The organism is Bradyrhizobium sp. CCGUVB23 (genome assembly GCF_024199885.1).
Classification (GTDB): Bacteria; Pseudomonadota; Alphaproteobacteria; order Rhizobiales; family Xanthobacteraceae; genus Bradyrhizobium.
Window position 1 is genome coordinate 8534654 of the sequence record NZ_JANADQ010000001.1, and the last position, 18348, is coordinate 8553001.

General features: G+C 62.8%; 19 protein-coding genes. 13 read left to right on the forward strand and 6 right to left on the reverse strand.

Going from position 1 to position 18348, the window contains the following annotated elements:
* Positions 1-156: 156 nt before the first annotated feature.
* Positions 157-837, forward strand: coding sequence for an FMN-binding negative transcriptional regulator (locus NLN62_RS39790; protein WP_254112307.1), 681 nt, complete (start codon positions 157-159; stop codon positions 835-837).
* The gene (argC, locus tag NLN62_RS39795; RefSeq protein ID WP_254112308.1) at positions 834-1817 is read left to right on the forward strand and encodes an N-acetyl-gamma-glutamyl-phosphate reductase; all 984 of its coding nucleotides are present in this window, start codon (positions 834-836) and stop codon (positions 1815-1817) included. Before NLN62_RS39790 ends, argC begins: the two co-directional genes overlap by 4 nt.
* A gap of 112 nt (positions 1818-1929) precedes the next feature.
* On the opposite strand, the gene NLN62_RS39800 is transcribed toward argC, so the two are convergent.
* Together NLN62_RS39800 and NLN62_RS39805 are read right to left on the reverse strand one after the other, a co-directional pair.
* Positions 1930-2328, reverse strand: a complete 399-nt coding sequence (locus tag NLN62_RS39800) for an MAPEG family protein (RefSeq protein ID WP_254112309.1) — start codon at positions 2326-2328, stop codon at positions 1930-1932.
* 65 nt (positions 2329-2393) lie between these two features.
* Positions 2394-4202 carry an alpha/beta hydrolase gene (locus NLN62_RS39805; RefSeq protein WP_254112310.1) on the reverse strand — a complete coding sequence of 603 codons (1809 nt, stop codon included), beginning with the start codon at positions 4200-4202 and terminating at the stop codon, positions 2394-2396.
* A 249-nt stretch (positions 4203-4451) separates the two neighbouring features.
* Between NLN62_RS39805 and NLN62_RS39810 the strand changes: the two genes are divergently transcribed.
* The 5 genes from NLN62_RS39810 to NLN62_RS39830 all read left to right on the forward strand — a co-directional run bounded on the left by NLN62_RS39810 (position 4452) and on the right by NLN62_RS39830 (position 9484).
* Positions 4452-4736 carry a hypothetical protein gene (locus NLN62_RS39810; RefSeq protein WP_254112311.1) on the forward strand — a complete coding sequence of 95 codons (285 nt, stop codon included), beginning with the start codon at positions 4452-4454 and terminating at the stop codon, positions 4734-4736.
* Positions 4737-4965: 229 nt separating this feature from the next.
* Entirely contained in the window at positions 4966-6186 is a 1221-nt protein-coding gene (locus tag NLN62_RS39815; RefSeq protein ID WP_027524625.1) for an LL-diaminopimelate aminotransferase, read from the forward strand.
* Positions 6187-6213: 27 nt separating this feature from the next.
* Entirely contained in the window at positions 6214-7530 is a 1317-nt protein-coding gene (locus NLN62_RS39820) for a homoserine dehydrogenase (RefSeq protein ID WP_027524626.1), read from the forward strand.
* Positions 7531-7623: 93 nt separating this feature from the next.
* The gene (glpX, locus tag NLN62_RS39825; protein WP_027524627.1) at positions 7624-8625 is read left to right on the forward strand and encodes a class II fructose-bisphosphatase; all 1002 of its coding nucleotides are present in this window, start codon (positions 7624-7626) and stop codon (positions 8623-8625) included.
* 139 nt (positions 8626-8764) lie between these two features.
* Entirely contained in the window at positions 8765-9484 is a 720-nt protein-coding gene (locus NLN62_RS39830; RefSeq protein ID WP_254112312.1) for a haloacid dehalogenase type II, read from the forward strand.
* Positions 9485-9535: 51 nt separating this feature from the next.
* Here the strand turns inward: NLN62_RS39830 and NLN62_RS39835 are convergent, their stop codons facing one another.
* A complete protein-coding gene (locus tag NLN62_RS39835; protein ID WP_156944464.1) occupies positions 9536-10141 on the reverse strand; it encodes a glutathione S-transferase family protein in 606 nt (201 codons plus the stop codon).
* Between the two features lie 215 nt (positions 10142-10356).
* Between NLN62_RS39835 and NLN62_RS39840 the strand changes: the two genes are divergently transcribed.
* From NLN62_RS39840 to NLN62_RS39850, 3 genes are all read left to right on the forward strand, one after another.
* Complete coding sequence (locus NLN62_RS39840; protein ID WP_254112313.1) at positions 10357-10773, forward strand: ASCH domain-containing protein; 417 nt, start codon at positions 10357-10359, stop codon at positions 10771-10773.
* A 561-nt stretch (positions 10774-11334) separates the two neighbouring features.
* Entirely contained in the window at positions 11335-11685 is a 351-nt protein-coding gene (locus tag NLN62_RS39845) for a response regulator (protein WP_035663139.1), read from the forward strand.
* A gap of 67 nt (positions 11686-11752) precedes the next feature.
* Positions 11753-12085, forward strand: a complete 333-nt coding sequence (locus tag NLN62_RS39850; RefSeq protein WP_254112314.1) for a response regulator — start codon at positions 11753-11755, stop codon at positions 12083-12085.
* 164 nt (positions 12086-12249) lie between these two features.
* Here NLN62_RS39850 and NLN62_RS39855 read toward each other — a convergent pair whose 3' ends face one another.
* A complete protein-coding gene (locus NLN62_RS39855; RefSeq protein WP_051389856.1) occupies positions 12250-13542 on the reverse strand; it encodes an adenylate/guanylate cyclase domain-containing protein in 1293 nt (430 codons plus the stop codon).
* A 247-nt stretch (positions 13543-13789) separates the two neighbouring features.
* On the opposite strand from NLN62_RS39855, the gene NLN62_RS39860 reads away from it, so the two are divergent.
* From NLN62_RS39860 to NLN62_RS39870, 3 genes are all read left to right on the forward strand, one after another.
* Entirely contained in the window at positions 13790-14287 is a 498-nt protein-coding gene (locus NLN62_RS39860; protein WP_254112315.1) for a cupin domain-containing protein, read from the forward strand.
* Positions 14288-14474: 187 nt separating this feature from the next.
* Positions 14475-15293: a hypothetical protein gene (locus NLN62_RS39865; protein WP_254112316.1), complete on the forward strand. Its 819-nt coding sequence runs from the start codon at positions 14475-14477 to the stop codon at positions 15291-15293.
* A 197-nt stretch (positions 15294-15490) separates the two neighbouring features.
* Positions 15491-16336, forward strand: coding sequence for a hypothetical protein (locus tag NLN62_RS39870; RefSeq protein ID WP_027524630.1), 846 nt, complete (start codon positions 15491-15493; stop codon positions 16334-16336).
* 130 nt (positions 16337-16466) lie between these two features.
* Here the strand turns inward: NLN62_RS39870 and NLN62_RS39875 are convergent, their stop codons facing one another.
* Complete coding sequence (locus NLN62_RS39875; RefSeq protein WP_254112317.1) at positions 16467-16826, reverse strand: hypothetical protein; 360 nt, start codon at positions 16824-16826, stop codon at positions 16467-16469.
* Between the two features lie 242 nt (positions 16827-17068).
* Positions 17069-18157, reverse strand: coding sequence for a methyl-accepting chemotaxis protein (locus tag NLN62_RS39880; RefSeq protein ID WP_254112318.1), 1089 nt, complete (start codon positions 18155-18157; stop codon positions 17069-17071).
* Positions 18158-18348: the final 191 nt, after the last annotated feature.

Below are 18348 nucleotides of genomic sequence, written 5' to 3' on the forward strand. Positions count from 1 at the left end.
GTTCGCCCGTCGCCGCCGCCGCACTTTAGCGGTTTGGGCGGTCGATCGCGTTTGAGATCATCGTCTTTGCCGCTGGATCCGATCCGCGGCATTCTCTCTCCTGTCAGCGCGATCTGATCCGGCGGCCCCCACAAGGAGCCCCAGCAGGAGACCACGATGTACACACCGCCCTTTTTCAAGCAGGACCGCGCCGCGAGCCTCAAGCTTGCGGACGAGCGCGGCTTCGGCACCTTCTGCGCGTGGGACGGCACCAGGCCGATCGCGTCGCAACTGCCGTTCTATGTGAGCTACGCCGCCGACGGCACGCCGCAGGTCGCCTTTCATGTTGCCCGTCACAATCCGCTGGTAAAGCTCGGGGACGGATCGACGTCCTGGCTGCTCGCGATCAATGGTCCGGATGCCTATGTATCGCCGGACTGGTACGTCTCGCCGGACCAGGTGCCGACCTGGCTCTATCAGTCGGTCCATCTGACCGGGCCGGTGCGCGTCTTGTCGGACGCGGAGCTCAGCGTCCAGATCGACACGCTCAGCGCCAAGTTCGAGGACTGGCTGCTGCCGAAGAAGCCCTGGACCTCGGCGAAGATGACGGCGGGTCGGTTCGAGACGATGAAGAGGGCGATCGTGGGGCTGGTCATGACGGTTGAAGAGGTCGAAGGCAGCTTCAAGCTCAACCAGAACAAGTCCGAAGCCGACTTTGCTGCGGTCGTCATCGCGCTCGACAATGGCGATGCCGACGCGAAAGCAATTTCACGATTGATGCGGCAGACGCGGCCGCAAATCTTCGCTGATCAAACCGTTGCAGATGACACGAACAAGCTCGAAAGGAGCGCGACATGAGCCTCGCTGAGACCAAACAAGCCCCTGACGTCGGCGCTGCAACCAAGAAGCCGGTCGTCTTCGTCGACGGCGGCTCCGGCACGACCGGTCTTGGCATCAACGAGCGGCTCAAGCTGCAAGGTGATGTCGCGGTGAAGACGATCGCCGACGACAAGCGCAAGGATCCCGCGGCCAAGAAGGCGCTGATGGAGGAGGTCGACCTCGTCATCCTCTGCCTGCCCGACGACGCCGCCAAGGAGACGGTCGCACTCGTCGACAGCATGGGTGCCGCGGCGCCGAAAGTGCTGGACGCTTCGACCGCGTACCGCGTCGCGCCCGACTGGGCCTACGGCTTTCCCGAGCTGACGCCCGATCAGGCCGGCAAGATCAAAGCGGCGAAAAAAGTCTCCAATCCCGGCTGCTATCCCACCGGCGCGATCGCGCTGCTGCGGCCGATCGTCGATGCCGGCCTCTTGCCGCAGGACTATCCCGTCACCGTCAACGCGGTGAGCGGCTATTCCGGCGGCGGCAAGTCGATGATCGCGAGCTTTGAAGACGGCAGCGCGCCGTCCTTCGAGCTCTACGGCCTCGGCTTCGAGCACAAGCATCTGCCGGAGATGCAGCTCTATTCGAACCTTACGCGGCGGCCGATCTTCATTCCATCCGTCGGCAACTACCGGCAGGGCATGCTGGTCTCGGTGCCGCTCCAGCTCGACACGCTGCCGGGCAAGCCAGGCGGCGCCGATCTGCAAGCTGCACTCGCCAAGCGCTACGTCGGTTCAAAGTACGTCTCGGTGATGCCGCTCCAGAACGAGGCGACCAAGGGCGGCCGGCTCGAGCCGGAGGCGCTCAACGAAACCAACATGCTCGAGCTCTACGTCTTCGCCAGCGACAAGTATCACCAAGCGGTGCTGGTCGCGCGCCTGGACAATCTCGGCAAGGGCGCCTCGGGCGCCGCCGTGCAGAACCTGCGGCTGATGCTGGGATTGCCGGAGGACTAGCCGAGGGTTTCTCCGTCATTGCGAGCGAAGCGAAGCAATCCAGAAATGTCCCCGCGGAAGCGGTCTGGATTGCTTCGTCGCTTCGCTCCTCGCAATGACGAGGAAGAGAGCGTCAGAACACCTGGAAGATCGCCAGCGCCAGCACGGCCTGGGCGAGGAAGCCGACGGTGAAGGCGAGGGTGCGGAACACCGGCAGGCCGAGCGCGTAGACGATCAGGTGCGCGACGCGGGCCCAGAAATAGACGGCGCAGGCGAGCACAGTCCATTTGCTGGAATAGTCGATCGCATTCAGGATCAGCACCAGCGGCGCGAAGATCACGAGGTTCTCGACCGCATTGTCATGCGCGAACATCAGCCGGTTCGCCCATTCGGCGTGCGGCTTGTCGTTACGCGACGGGTTGGCCATCGCGCCCGAGAGGCCGCGGACCTGGCAGCGGTTGATGATGTAGGGGATCCAGAGGATGCCGGTCAGGATCACCGTCAAAGTCAGCCAGAACAATTCGCGCGTCATAGTCCGATCCCCACTTTATTCACCGTGCTGAAGAGGGAGCTTATACAAAAGCGCGGGAGATTCCGCTACGCGCGAACGCGGACGTAGCTGCCGGGTGCGTCCTCGATCGGCGGCACCGCCGCGCTGCCGACGGTGCGCGCCGGGACCTCCTCGGGGTCGAGCCCGCCCAGCCATTCGCGCCAGTCCGGCCACCACGAGCCCTTGTGCTCCTCTGCGCCCTTCATCCACTGCGTAACGTTGACGTCCCTGATGTTGTCGTTGGTCCAGTACTGGTACTTGTTCGAGGCCGGCGGGTTGACGACGCCTGCAATGTGGCCCGAGCCCGACAGCACGTATTTCACCGGACCGCCGAAGAACTGCGAGCCGTAGAGCACGGATTCGGCCGGCGCGATGTGGTCCTCGCGAGTGGCGAGATTGTAGACGGGCACCTTGACCTTGGAGAGATCGAGCAGCGTGTTGTCGAGCACCAGGCTGCCTGTCGACAGCCGGTTCTCCAGGTAGCAGTTGCGCAAGTAATAGGAATGGTTCGCCGCCGTCATGCGGGTTGCGTCCGAATTCCAGTGCAAGAGGTCGAACGCGCTCGGCTGCTGGCCCTTCAGATAGTTGCTGACGACATAGGACCAGATCAGGTCGTTGGAGCGCAGCATGTTGAAGGCCATCGCCATCTTGGAGCCTTCGAGCACGCCGGCGGCCTTCATGTCGTGCTCGAGTGCCGAGATCTGCTCCTCGTCGACGAACACGAGGAGATCGCCGGCATGGGTGAAGTCGACCTGCGCGGCGAAGAACGTCGCCGAAGCGACGCGCTGGCGGCGCTTCTCGGCAAGCCAGGCCAGCGTGGTCGCGAGCATCGTGCCGCCGACGCAATAGCCGGCGGTGTGCACCTTCATCTCGCCGGTCGCCTGCTCGATCACGTCCATCGCCGTGAGCGGGCCTTCCTTCATGTAGTCTTCCCAGCTCTTGTTGCCGAGCCGCTTGTCCGGGTTGACCCAGGAGATCACGAACACGGTGATGCCCTGGTCGACGCACCATTTGATGTAGGATTTGTCCGGCTTGAGATCGAGAATGTAGAACTTGTTGATCCAGGGCGGCACGATCAGGAGCGGCGTGCGCAGCACCTTCTCGGTGGTCGGCTCATACTGGATGAGCTGCATCATCTCGTTCTGGTAGATCACCTTGCCGGGCGTCGTCGCCATGTTGACGCCGAGCTCGAGATTGTCCGGATTGGATTGGCGGATCTTCAGCATGCCCTTGCCGGCCGCGATGTCCTCGGCCAGCATTTGCAGGCCCTTGGCCAGATTGTCGCCGGAGCTTGCGACCGTCTGGCGCAGCACCTCCGGATTGGTCAGCACGAAATTCGACGGCGACAGCGCGTTGGTGACCTGCTGCACGTAAAACTCCGCCTTGCGGCGGGTGTGCGGATCGAGCCCTTGCGCGTCGTTCACCAGCTCCTGCGCGCGCTTGGTGGTGAGCAGATAGAGCTGCATCATGAAATCGAAGAACTGGTTCGATTTCCATTCGGGATCGGCGAAGCGCTTGTCACGTGGCGAGGGCGCGATCGCGGGCGGCGCGTCCTCGCCTGCCATGCGACGGGCCGCCGAGCCCCAGAGGTCGAGATAATCCTTGGCGAGCCGCGTCTGGAGCTCCGAGGAGCGCGCATTGTCCGACAGCCAATATTCCGCGACCGCGGTGAAGGTCTTGACCATCTCGGTGAGCTCGGGCGGCGGCCGGTCCTGGACCTCGCCGGTCTCGCGCGGCTTCAGGTAAGCGGCGAGCGCCTTGCCTCCGCTTTCCATGGCCCGCGCGACGTTCATCGCGAAGGCTTCCGCATCGAACTTCTTCTCGGATGTGGTCGTGTCGGTCGTGACGATACTCATGGCAAGAACAGTAACGATTCATTGCGCGTTCGTCACCGCGAAGCTCGTACCATCTACGGTTAATCGCCCGCGAACATGTGCTGCACTGCGATATAGTTCTTGGTTCTGTCACAATCAGGGTTCACCAACGGCGCAGGGGTCTTGGATGTGGTCGGCTCACGCCATTGAGGGCAGCAATGGTTTGAGCTGAGGCACGCTGTTGGGTAAGCTCCATCGGCCGTGCTGTTGGGACGAGTAGGGGATTCCCTGGTGTTGGCGTTGAGGGACCGACAAACGAGGCGGCTTGCGCCGTGCGCGCTGCTCATTATTGCGTTTACGCTCGGCGGCTGCTCAAGCCAGATCGCCGATTTGACGCCGGCTGACACGCAGCCGCATCTGAAGGAGGCGGGTGGCTATCTGCCCGTGCATGATCTGCCGCCAGCGCGCGACGAGGCGGTGATCCCGCCGGATCAGCGCGCCAAGATCGAAGCCGAGTTGACCGCCGCGCGCGAGCGCCAGGCCACGGCGGCGGCCAAGGATGCGAGCGGCAAATAGCCCTGATCGAAGTAACTGCGCGCGAGGTAATCGCTGGCTTGCCCGCTGGTCCGTGCTAAAAGATCGTCATTCAGCCGAAAGTCAGGGTGAGGGAGTTCAGCCCCCGCCTTAAGAATTTTGCTCTAAGCGCTTGATTTGGAGTGATTTTCAGGCGGGGTCCGGCATCATCTCGATTGAATTGTCGAGGCCGCCCGATTCTGCCCTGGCCGGTGCTCGGAGCCTGGAACCCATGGAAGAATTTTACCGTATCCGCCGTCTGCCGCCTTACGTGTTCGAACAGGTCAACCGGGCCAAGGCGGCTGCGCGGAACGCCGGCGCCGACATCATCGACCTCGGCATGGGCAATCCGGACCTGCCGGCCCCGCCGCACGTGCTGGAGAAGCTCAAGGAGACCCTCGGCAAGCCGCGCACCGACCGCTACTCCGCTTCGCGCGGCATCCCCGGCTTGCGCAAGGCGCAGGCGGGCTATTACGCCCGCCGCTTCGGTGTGAAGCTCAACCCGGACACCCAGATCGTCGCGACGCTCGGCTCGAAGGAAGGCTTTGCCAACGTGGCGCAGGCGATCACCGCGCCGGGCGACGTCATCCTCTGTCCCAATCCGAGCTATCCGATTCACGCCTTCGGCTTTTTGATGGCGGGTGGCGTGATCCGCTCGGTGCCGTCGGAGCCGACGCCGCAGTTCTTCGAGGCGGTCGAGCGGGCGATCGTTCATTCGATCCCGAAACCGCTCGCGCTCGTCGTCTGCTATCCCTCGAATCCGACGGCCTATGTCGCGAGCCTCGACTTCTACAAGGACCTCGTCGCCTTCGCGAAGAAGCACGAGATCCTGATCCTTTCGGATCTTGCTTATGCCGAGGTCTATTTCGACGAGAACAACCCGCCGCCCTCCGTGCTCCAGGTGCCCGGCGCGATGGACGTCACCGTCGAGTTCACCTCGATGTCGAAGACCTATTCGATGGCCGGCTGGCGCATGGGCTTTGCGGTCGGCAATGAGCGCGTCATCGCAGCTCTCGCCCGCGTGAAGTCCTATCTCGATTACGGCGCGTTCACGCCGGTCCAGGTCGCCGCGACCGCGGCGCTGAACGGCCCCGACGATTGCATCAAGGAGATGCGCGACACCTATCGCAAGCGCCGCGACGCGCTGGTGGAGTCGTTCGGCCGCGCCGGCTGGGAGATCCCGCCGCCGGATGCCTCGATGTTCGCATGGGCGCCGCTGCCCGAAGCCTTCCGCAGCGTCGGCAGCATGGAGTTCGCGACCCTGATGGTCGAGAAATCCGGCGTGGTGGTCTCGCCCGGCGTCGGCTTCGGCGAGCATGGTGAAGGATATGTCCGCATCGCCATGGTGGAAAACGAGCAACGGATCAGGCAGGCCGCACGTGGCGTGCGCCGCTTCCTTGAAAGCGGCATCGAAACGTTGCACAACGTCGTTCCGCTCGCCAATCGGCGTTAATTCCTTCCGGCAGGTTTTCGAAGCATTATGGTCGCACCCCTGAAAGTGGGTATCGCGGGGCTCGGCACTGTGGGCGCCGAAGTTATCCGCTTGATTGAAACCCAGGCCCGTGTGCTCGCGGGCCGCAGCGGCCGGGGCATTCGCGTCGTCGCCGTCACCGCGCGCTCCAAGGCGAAGAAGCGCGGCATCGACCTGCGCGGCGTCGAATGGGCCAAGGATCCGCTCGCGCTCGCCTCGCACCCGGACATCGACTGCTTCGTTGAACTGATGGGCGGGGCAGGCGACCCCGCGCTCTCCGCGGTCGAGGCTGCGCTGAGCGCCGGCAAGTCGGTCGTCACCGCCAACAAGGCGCTGCTCGCCAAGCACGGCATCAAGCTGGCGAAAGCCGCCGAAAAGCACGGCGGCGCGCTGAATTTCGAGGCAGCCGTCGGCGCCGCGATTCCCGTCATTAAAACGTTACGTGAAGGTCTCGCCGGAACCGGCATCAACCGCGTCTACGGCATCCTCAACGGTACCTGCAATTACATCCTGACCCGGATGGAGCAGGAGGGCCTATCGTTCGCCGAATGCCTGAAGGATGCGCAGCGGCTCGGCTATGCCGAGGCCAATCCGTCCTTCGACGTCGACGGCCACGACACCGCGCAGAAGCTCGCGATCCTGGCGAGCCTCGCCTTCGGCACGAAAGTTGCTCAAAAGGCCGTGTATGTCGAAGGCATCTCCTCGATCGCTCCGGAAGATCTTCGCGCGGCCGCCGATCTCGGCTACCGCGTCAAGCTGCTCGGCGTTGCCGTGCGCACCGCCAAGGGCATCGAGCAGCGCGTGCATCCGACCATGGTTCCAAAGTCGTCCTCGATTGCGCAGGTGATGGGTGTCACCAATGCGGTCACGATCGATGGCGAAGGTATTCCGCCGATCACGCTGGTCGGCCCCGGCGCGGGCGGTGCTGCGACCGCATCAGCCGTTGTCGCAGACATCGCCGATGTTGCGCGTGGCATTCGCGCCAATCCGTTCGGCCGGCCGGTCGCGCAATTGCACGACACCAGCAAGGCGCCGATGGAGCGGCACGAGGGCGGCTACTACATCCGCCTTTTGGCGCGCGATTTTCCGGGTACCGCGGCCGCGATCGCCACGAGGCTCGCCGAGCAGAAGATTTCGATCGAATCCATCGTGCAGCGCCACCCCAACGGGGCCGCGCCGCAGACATCAGGCAAGGCTGTACCCGTGCCTGTCATCCTGATCACTTATGCGACCCACGAGGACGCCGTGCGCCGCGCGCTTGCCGCCGTTCAGCACGACAAGGTGATCAGCGGACGGCCGCAGGTGATCCGGATCGAGAAGAACTAGAGCATGATCCGGAAGAGCGGTTCGAACCGAACCGAGACGTTGCGAATTGATGCGGCGGACATCCGCTGAGAGCTGTTTTGAAGGAGTGAGCCAATGTCGACCCATATTTCAGTCCCCCCGCAGATGCTGCTCGAGCGCATTCTCACGCTGGAGATCGTGCGGGTGACGGAACGGGCGGCGGTGTCGTCGGCGCGACTGCGCGGGCATGGGCAGGAGAAGGCGGCCGACCAGGCCGCCGTCGACGCCATGCGGCGCGAGCTCAACAAGCTGCCGATCCAGGGCACCATCGTGATCGGCGAGGGCGAGCGCGACGAGGCGCCGATGCTCTATATCGGCGAGCAGGTCGGCCTCAAGGCCGGCCCCCAGGTCGACATCGCGGTCGACCCGCTCGAAGGCACCACGCTGTGCGCCAAGAACATGCCGGGTTCGATCGCCACCATGGCGATGGCCGACGGTGGCACGCTGCTGCACGCCCCGGACGTCTACATGCAGAAGCTCGCGATCGGCCCCGGCTACGACAAGGGCGTGGTCGAGCTCGATGCCTCGCCCGCCGATAACGTCCGGCGTCTCGCCAAGGCCAAGGGGGTCAAGCCGGAAGGCATCACCGTTCTCGTGCTCGACCGTCCGCGCCACGCCGACATCATTCAGAGCGTGCGTTCGACCGGCGCGGCCGTGCGCCTCATCACCGACGGCGACGTCGCCGGCGTGATCCACTGCGCCGACCCCGATAACACCGGCGTCGACATGTATCTCGGCACCGGCGGCGCGCCGGAAGGCGTGCTCGCGGCGGTGGCGCTGCGCTGCATCGGCGGCCAGATGCAGTGCCGGCTCATTCTCGACTCCGACGAGAAGCGCGAGCGCGCCGCCAAGATGGGCGTCAACGATCCCAAGATGATCTACGGTATCGAGGACATGGCGCGCGGCGACTGCCTGTTCGCCGCCACCGGCGTCACCACCGGCTCGCTGCTCTCGGGCGTCAAATTCCGCAAGGACGGCGTGATCGAGACCGAGACGGTCGTGATGCGCTCGGTCACCGGCACCGTGCGCTACATCAAGGCCGAGCACCGGCAGTTGGAGAAGTTCTACCTGGGCTGAGGCTCTCTGTCATTCCGGGGCTCGCGAAGCGAGAACCCGGAATCTCGCGCCACAACTTCTAGATTCCGGGTTCGATGCTGCGCATCGCCCCGGAATGACAACGATAAGAAGACAACGATAAAAATAAGAGGAAGCGCACATGTCCGATCTGTCCGCCGTCAAAGCCCTCGTCTTCGACGTCTTCGGTACGGTCGTCGACTGGCGCACCAGCCTGATCACCGACTTCGTGTGGTGGGCGAAGGGCCGCGGCATCACCGCCGACTGGACCGCGCTGGTCGACGGCTGGCGCGGGGTGTACATCGCCTCGATGGACGACGTGCGCAAACACCCCGAGCGCGGCTATGTCATCCTCGACGATTTGCACCGCCGCTCGCTGGAGAAGCTGGTCGAGAAGTTCGCGATCAAGGGCCTTAACGAAGCTGATCTCGATTACCTCACCAAAGGCTGGCACCGCCTGCACCCCTGGCCCGACAGCGTCGCCGGCCTGACGCGGCTGAAGACCAAATTCGTGATCTCGCCGCTGTCGAACGGCAACGTCGCGCTGCTCACCAACATGGCGAAGTTCGCGAGGCTCCCGTGGGACCTCGTGATGTCGGCCGAGCTGTTCGAGCACTACAAGCCCGATCCCGACACCTATCTCGGCGCCGCGCGCCTCCTCGGCCTCAAGCCGGAGGAGGTGATGATGGTCGCCGCCCACAATTACGACCTGAAGGCCGCACAGAGCCACGGCTTGAAGACCGCCTTCGTCGCTCGCCCGACCGAATATGGTCCGCTTCAAAAGATCGACTTCGAAGCCACGGGCGACTGGGACATCGTCGCGAAGGATTTTGGCGGGATTGCCGATCGGCTGGGGTGCTAGGGCAGGGCGCTTACAAACTCTGGTGGCCCCCCCGAGAGTGATGCGTCGCTTTCAAGGCTCGGTCGAGCGGAACGTGTCCTCGTCGGCTAAACGCTTCGCTAGTTCGCGCAGGCGTGGCATCCGCGCAGCCGTGTCGATGCCGAGTCCCCTTGCGAGCCGTTCCGCGACGAAAGCGGTGACATCGGCCTGGGTGAGACGGCCGAGCAGCAAATAGGGCGAGCCCTGCTCGATCATTGCATCGATCGTAGCTAGCGCATTCGTCATCTGCGCCATGCAATCGTCGATCCAGGGCTGGTGCAGCTTTTCCGGCGGACGATGATTGCGCTCGTAGGCGGCCTGAAGGCCTTTCTCGCACGCCCCCATCATGAGCGCGGCAACCTTTTGCACGGCGCGGCGGTCCCGGCCGGCGGCAGGCGTCAAGGCGCGATGGCGACCATACATTTCGTCCAGATGGTCGATGATGGCGTTGCTGTCGACCAGCGTCTCACCATCGTCGAGCACAAGCGCGGGGATCCGGCCGAGCGGGTTGCTTGCGAGTACCTTGTCCCGATCGCCGAAGCCTGAAAGAGGCCGCTGCTCGAACGGCACCTCATAGATCTTGAGCGTTATTGCGACGCGCCGCGTGAAGGGCGATCGGTTTACCCCAATGAGCAGCATCTCGTCCTCGATAGAGGGGCGCAACTAGCCCGAAACGAAGCCTGGGCGCGGTGTCCAGATCACTGACCATACGACATTTGCCAAATCCCGCATTCTCTATCAGGTTGTGGTCGGAGTGCGCTTAAATCAGGTGCGATCGTACCAGGCAAGTGTCATCCCTTACCGTTGGAGCAGGTCCGTGCAGCATCGGCACTCCCTGAAGAAGTCGGAAAACCATGAGCAAAACGATTCCCGAACGCTATCAGCATCTGCGGACGTTCGCCTTCGGCGACAGTCCCGCGCTCGCCGATGAATTGCTCGAACTGGTCATCAAAGGCATCAAGACCGCAACGTGCAGCACGGAAGACGAGCCGAACACCTCGACGCCTGGCGAGCGCTGGGTCGTCCTCGACGGACGCGGAGAACCGCGCTGTGCCATCGAAACCACCGAGGTCACGTATCGGCGCTTCAACGAAGTCGACGCCGCCTTTGCCTACGATGAAGGCGAGGGCGATCGGAGCCTGGCCTATTGGGGGAGTGCCCATCGCGCTTATTTCGGACGGCTCGGACGATTCAGCGAGGACATGATGCTGATGTGCGAGCGCTTCCGCCTGGTCGAGGTCTTCGACGATCTCCCACATTCCGAACAGTAGCTGAACTTTGCTTGCGTGCGGCCGGCCGAGCGTGTCCGCTCAAGAGGCTGACTTCGGAGCCGCCGGCAACTTGGAGTTCGTCGCCACCGGTTTGGGCGGCATCACCAACAGGCTGGAGTGCTGTCAGGCGCGCGTAGGAACGTCGGAGGTCGGCTCTGGTTGCCGATCATGTCTGCCGTGACAAATCTGCTTGCTCGAAGGCGACAGCTGCTCAAGCAGCTCGAGAGTGGCTCGTCGGACGTTTCACGCCAGGAAACCGAGCGTCAGCTTGAGCAAATCGATACAGCGCTGGAGTTGCTGGAGTGGTTAGCCAAAAGCAGAGATCACCATAAGCCATGACATCGATCCGACAGAGGCCGCCCTGCGGTTGACCCAGGAGTCGCAGACGCTGCGCTTAACCCAGTTAAAGGCGACTCGACCATTCTATGGCTATTGCACGAGGGAGTTACCGATGCGCCTCGGAACCTTCGTCGTCGGGATCGATTTAGCTCATGCGAACCCATTGAGGCAGGTGAGAAAGTGAACACAGGCGGGAGGCTGGAACCGGTCGCAGACAGCTTCATGAAGCGCCCGGTGCTTGTGGTGGACGACGACGTCCTGGTTCGCGCAATGATCGCGGATGTACTGCGGGGCGCGGAGCTGGTCGTCATCGAATGCAGCGATGCGGACGAGGCCCTGGAAATCCTGCGGTCAGGGATAACCGTGGCGCTGTTGCTGAGCGATGTTCGGATGCCGGGTTCGATGGACGGTGTCGGTTTGGCGAAAGCTGTCAGAACCACGCATCCCCATCTCAAGATCGCCCTTACGTCTTCGGAACGACCTCCGGAAGATGCTCTCTGCGATGAATTCTTCGCCAAGCCATGGGATTTCGGCCGCGTGATCAGAGGGGTCAAATCGCTGCTGAACGGCTAGGAACGCTCCAGCGCTGCACCGGTTAGCCGGCATGGACGTACGACCGGACACGAAGACGCGGACCATCTTGCTCGCCGAAGGTGACGTGCTGATGCGGATGCCGCTCGCCGAGTTCCTGCGCGGATGTGGCTATCGCGTGCTGGAAGCCAAATCGGCGGATGAAGCGATTTTGTTCATCGAGGATGATACGTTCACTCCTGAAATCGTTGTGAGCAATGTCGAGCTGGCCGGTGATGGCTTCGGTATCGCCAATTGGATCCGAAACAACAGGCCCGACCTTACGCTGATCCTGACCGGTACGCCCAAACGCCAGCCGATGTGGCAACGTCGCTTTGCGAGAATGGACCGCTGCCTCCGCCCTATGATCCGCAGATATTGCATCGCCGACTGTTGCGCTTGATTGCGAGCCGGAAGTCTCCCCGAGGGCAAGGAAAGCGCAACGCGCTTCAAGCGGGGCTGAAGGCACGAGGATGAACCTCTGCGCCAGCGACGATGATCGCCGGCTTTCGCTGAGCAGGCCGAAGTCGAACAGCTTCCCCGAACGTGAAGCCTACGCGCGCGCTCTCAGCGCTCCGCGGCCAGCCGTGAACCGCCGATACGGTGATACACGGCAAGAAACCGGTCATTCGGAAAATGGCGGTCCCCGCCGCGGCAGTACTCCTTCTTCAGGCCATTGAGAAAGAACATTTCGTGCGTGCGTTCGTGCTTGGCTTCGATCGGGCCGCGCGTCTCCAGTTCGAAGAATTCACGGACATGTCCGGCCACAGTTTCCGAGACGTTGATACGTCCTGCGAGCCCGAACGCCTCCATGAACCATGCGGTGTTGACCGCATCGCCCCAGATATCGAAGGTCATCCTGCGGTGACCGACAACGCCGGAAATAACTGGCCCGGTATGGATGCCGATGCGTAATTGCAGCGCATGTTCGCCAATCGCTTCGCATTGCGTCTTCAGGTGATCGAGCCGGGCTCGCATCTCCAGGGCCGCCAGACAAACGTCTATCGAGTGCCGTCGGTCGGGCGAAAGCACGCCAGCCACTGCCATGTAGGCGTCGCCCATGGTCTTGACCTTCTCCAGACCGTACCGAGCGCCGATTTCGTCGAGTGCCGAGAAATACTCGTCGAGGAGGTTGATGAGCCTGGCCGGCTCGGTCCGTTCGGCCAGCAGCGTAAAGCCCTGGATGTCTGCAAACAGGATGGTCGCCGACCGCGTATATTTGGGCGCAACCCTGCCGCTGCGCTTCAACTCGTCGGCGATCGGCGCCGGCAAGACGTTGCGCAGCAGCTCTTCGGCGCGCGCTCTCTCGACAGCGGTCTCGCCTCGCGCCTGCTCGAGCTCCCTGATCGTCTGGCCGTACGCGATCAGCTTGCGGCGGAGCTCCAGTTGCGCGAGCACCTGATGCGACAGCATTCGCAGGGCCTCGGTCTGGTCGAAGGAAAGCTGCCGCGGCTCGAAATCCATCACGCAAAGCGTCCCGAGCGCATAGCCTTCATCGGTAATGAGCGGCATGCCGCAATAGAAGCGGCAGGACGGCGTCAGCGCGACCATCGGGCTGTTCTCGAAGCGTGGATCCTGTTTCAGGTCTGGAATGACGAGCAGCTCGGTACCGCAAATCGTCGTCGTGCACACGGCGGTCGAACGTGGTGCGTCGGTCACTTCGGCCGGCAAGCCATATCTTGCCTTGAGCCAGCGCCGGTCGTCGTCGATGAAACTGATATAGGAGACCGGGCAGCCGCAGAGTTGCGCCGCAAGCTCGGTGATTTCGTCGTAAGCGGTTTCCGGCGCGCTATCGACAATGTCGAGCGCGTGCAGGGCAGCCAGCCTCTGGGTTTCGTTTGCGGGTGCCGGTGAGGGCATGCTGGTCTCCGCGCCGGAGAACCTGGGACGAGCCTCGCGCTTTCCGCGAAAACAAGCGGTGCGGCTACCCCACTCATTTGGGAAGTGCGGAAGGTGCGACAAGTGGCGTTCGACCGGGCGACGAGGCCGGTTCCGACATCGCGCGGCCACGGCAGGCATCACTCGGGTGCGGAACGTTACTGCGTCAATGGGGTTCACTCACGCTAAACGACAACGCATCGCAACCCGACATATGGAGGGAACCGTCATGACCCGCGATGCAAGCCGCGATGTTTCGCAATTGAGCCCGCTCTTCCGGGCGCCGGGGACCGGACCCACGCTCGACGTGCTCGGTGTGACCCACAGCTACAAGGCGATGGCGAGCGATACCGGCCAGCAGTTCTCCATCTGGGAGTCCATCGTGCCGCCGGGCCGCGGCGCACCGCCGCACACGCACACCCGCGAGGACGAAGCCTTTTATGTACTGAGCGGCGAACTGCTCGTCGACATCGAAGGTGCAACCGATCCGCTGCGTCTCGGCGCCGGGGCGTTTCTTTTTGCTCCCCGCCACCGGCGCCACGGCTATCGCAACATTGGTACCGATACCGCGCGCCTCCTGGTGTTCGCGATGCCGGGCGCCGGCCTCGATCGCATGTTCAGTGCCTTCGACGAGTTGGGAAAGCGGGGCGGACAGTCGCCGGCTATCCAGACCATTGCGACGATTGCCCAACAGCACGGTGTCGTCATCCATTCATCGGCGGGGTGAACGGCGCAAAGATCCACTGTTGCTCCTGACTTGCCGGGCGCGTTGGCCGCAATTCCAGATCGGTCCGAACGGTGTCCGTGTCCAGCACGGGCGGAATGAAGCCTCCGCGTTGCCCGATTTGAGTCGCATTGCGACCTAGGTTGGAGCCAAAAGTCGTGCCGGGTGGGGCGCAACACCGGGGGTTTTCATGTCCGGTCATTTGCGAGTGTTTTGCTCCGCTGCTTTTCTCCTTCTCGCAGGTCTGTCGACGTCACCTGCATTTTCGAATCCCTTCTCTGGCTTATTGGGCCAAGCCGATCCGGTGGAAGCCTCGCCGCCAGCTCCATCCAACTCGGATTGTGCGTCGCAGCCCGGCAAGTCGCCCGCTGAGGGCCAGCATTGGGTCTATCGCTTCGACGGCCGCCGCAAATGCTGGTTTCAGGCCGCGGAGGGCACCCTGATCAGGAAGAAGTCCGCTCGCCATCAGGCCGCGAAACATGTCGCCGCTTTGAAGAAAAGAGAGGCCGCCCCACACAGCCGAAAGGTGGTTGTGGATGCGCGTGCGGAACTGCTCCCTTCGGCGCCGACGGACGCCAACCGCCATGCGCCGTCCGCACCCGAGCTCAAGGTGGCCGATGCCAGTCCCGTTGTTGCTACGGAGGCCCCGGCGCTCGCGCCGTCCGAACCCGGTATAGCCAGGCTCCCGGCCGATCGACTGACGCCGCTCGATCCCAAGGGGGGCCAGGTCGACGTGGAGATGCTCTTGGCCGCCATGCCGGCCGACGGCGACGCGGTTGTCCCCCCGACAGCTCCGGCCGTTGCAGTTCCTGCCGCCGAGGTGGGCGAGGACGGGTTGGGATGGACGGCGACCTTGCTGGGCGTGCTGTTGATGGCGATGGGCTTGGTTGTCCTCCTAAGTTCGAGCCGAGCCCTTCGGCGCGGTGTGCTGACCGTCCGACAGGTCCGGCAATTCATATCGGAGGGCGGGTGGGCGGCGGTCGCCAATGACGATCTGCAAGCATCGTGAACCATCGGGCGGAGTGGTCAACGCGCCGGCAAGGCGGCCATCCGCCGAACCGCACTTCCCGCACGAGCTCAAACGGCGAGCTTGATAGCTGGGCTGACCTTTGATCTAGGTCAACTTTCCGAGCAAAAGTCTCGGCACGATCTTGGGTCGACGAGGTCAACCATTCTGTTGAGCTCACCCTCTGAACGGGTGTTCAGGTGATCACGATTCCAGAACTGTTAGCGCATACGTTATCGTCATTTCTTACGTCCGATACTCGAGATCGGTTTGGTTCTTCGCATGCAGGCCTGACCGAAGTCCTTCCGTTTGCTGCGAGACTTACATTGGAATGCGTTGGCAACAGCGACGCTCTGTATCACGACATAGAACACACTATGCTTGTCACTCTTGCGGGGCACGACATCCTGATGGGACGGATGTTGTTGCGGCCGACGACAGCCGTAGACTACGCGAATTTCATCCTGGCTTGTCTCATGCACGATATTGGGTTCGTGCGCGGGATCGTTCAAGGAGACAACGAAGACTCCTACGTCGCCGATGTGACCGGCCGTACAATTCGCCTCCCACGAGGGGCATCGGACGCCTCCCTCGCACCCTATCATGTGGACCGCTCGAAGTTGTTCGTTGTTGAGCGTCTCGACGGTGTCGAAGACGTCGATGCGAGCCGAATTGCCCGAGCGATAGAATTTACGCGCTTTCCTTATACGGATTCCTCAAACGACGAACTGATCGAAGAGGAAGGAATGTTGCTGCGCGCTGCGGATCTTATCGGTCAACTTGGCGATCCCAACTATCTCAGAAAGGCAAATGCACTGTTCCATGAGTTTGAGGAAATCGGGCTGAACAAGAAGCTCGGTTACGAAACGCCTGCCGACGTCGTTTATAAGTACCCGCAGTTCTATTGGAACAATGTCGCCCCGCAAATTCAGAGCGCCATACGCTATCTCAATATCACCTCGAGCGGTCGGCAATGGATAGCAAACCTTTATAGCAATGTTTTCCGAGCTGAACGCGAACCGGGCTTATCCGGACCGCAGCTATGATTGTGCTGGTGTCCGAATTTAGCGAACGCGGGGGTTGATCAATCGATTCTACGCCGCTGAGACGAGCCCGGAGATAATCTCGATGGGCACCTTCCACGTGTCAGCCGACTTCCCGGAGCGCAATGCGCAGTCAGCCGCAATTCCAGATCGGTCCGATCGGTGTCCGCGTCCAGCACGGGCCAAAGCTGCCGTTGTTGTAGCGGCCACCATAAAAACCGGGCCGGCCGAAATAGTGCCAGTTGCCGTCAAACCCGTAATAGCTGGGGACCGGGTCAATGTACCATGGGCGTCGGTTGCTGCGCGCCATGCGCCGCACCGCGGCTTTCTGGGCATAAAGCGGAAGGCTGTTGCTCGGCGGCTGATGATAGCCCGGCAGGAAGCCGTAGCCGTGCCAGACGGGCGCCGGCCGCTTGTGACTTGGCGCAGCCGTCACGGCGGCCGGCAGTAGCGACAGAACGATGGCAATCGACAGACACACGAGACGCGACATCAGCAGACCATAGTCAGTCGGTTGCGGGGAGGCGATTCAAATCCCGGGTGCAAAGCTGTCCGCCGCTTGCCGTGATCTGCGCGATGATCGACTATTGCCCCTGATTTGCCCGACGTGTCAAAGGGGGGTCCGAAATGCGTTGGCCTCCGGCCGCTACTCCCGGCTACTTTGCATGGGGTTGTTTTCGCGATTTTTGTTCGGGCCGGCGAACGACCGAGCGTTGGCCATTCCGTTTCGGCTGATCAAGCCCCGCAGATGATCACGCCGTACCAGCCCAAGCCCCGGTAGGTCTCGTAGCCTGGCGTGGCGTGGAAGGCGACGAGGGCACCGGTGCGGTCGTGATAGAAACCAGAGCGCTGGCCATTCATCGAGAGCGAGACGCGCTCTGACAAAATGCCCTGGCCGTCGGAGGCGGCGATGACACGAAAGTTCGAGTCGACCAGCAGCACGCGCGCCTTGTCGCTGTCGCCGACGCGCACGCCCTGCACGATGGCGCGGGCCTGCGACTCCCAGTCGAAATGGATGGCGAGCACGCCGATCGGCGCGCCGTTGACCTCGCCGCCCGTGCGCACGCTCGCGCAATAGGTCGCGACCTGCGCATTGCCGAGCAGCGGCTGGTTCTCGACATCGCCGGCGACATAATCGTCGCCGGAACGCAAGGTGCGCGCCTCGCGAAACCATCTTGTATTGGCGACGTTCTGGCCGACCACGCGAAAGCGGTCGGCCCGGCCATTGGCGATCACGTTTCCGTCGAGGTCGCAGAGCCAGAGGTCGAGATAAACGGTGTAGGCGCCGAGGATGACGCCGAGACGCTGCGAGACGTGTGAAACTGCCGCTGCGCTCGGCGAGGCCGCGCAGTCGACAACGGCCGAGTCGGTCGCCCACCAGCGCACGTCGCAGGTGCGTTCATAGAGGTTGCGATCGATCAGCTCGATGGCATTGAGCGACAGATCCATCATGCGCTCGCCGCGCGAGCGTTGGCTCATGCGCTCGATCGAGGAGACGAGGTCGCCGGTGCGCTTCGTCAGTTGGGTCTCGAGCTCGCGCGCGATGGTCTCGACCTGCTGGCCGACGCCGCGCACCTCCTGCGCCACCACGGCGAAGCCCGCGCCCTGCGCGCCGGCGCGCGAGCTCTCGATCAGCGCGTTCAGCGCCAGCATCTTCATCTGGTTGGTGATCTGCTGGATCGCCTTGGTCTTGTCGACCGCGATCTGGTTGACCTCAGCCGTCAGCCGGTTGATCAGCGCGGAGATGTCGGAATTGTCGTCGGCGGGTTCAGGATTGGTTCCGGTGGGAAGCGGCTTGGTCTTCACGGCCAGCGCAGCAGACATCGAGGGAATTCCCTTGCAATGAAGTCTGACCTGCAATGACCCGGAACTAAAAATTACAGATCGAATACGGATCTTTTTCGAGGATTCCGCCTAACGCCCACTTAATTTGCTGCCGGCGCGACTGCTCAAATGATAGTCAGATCGCTTACGGTTTCGGCAATCCACTGCTTTGTTCGGCCCGGACATTGCAA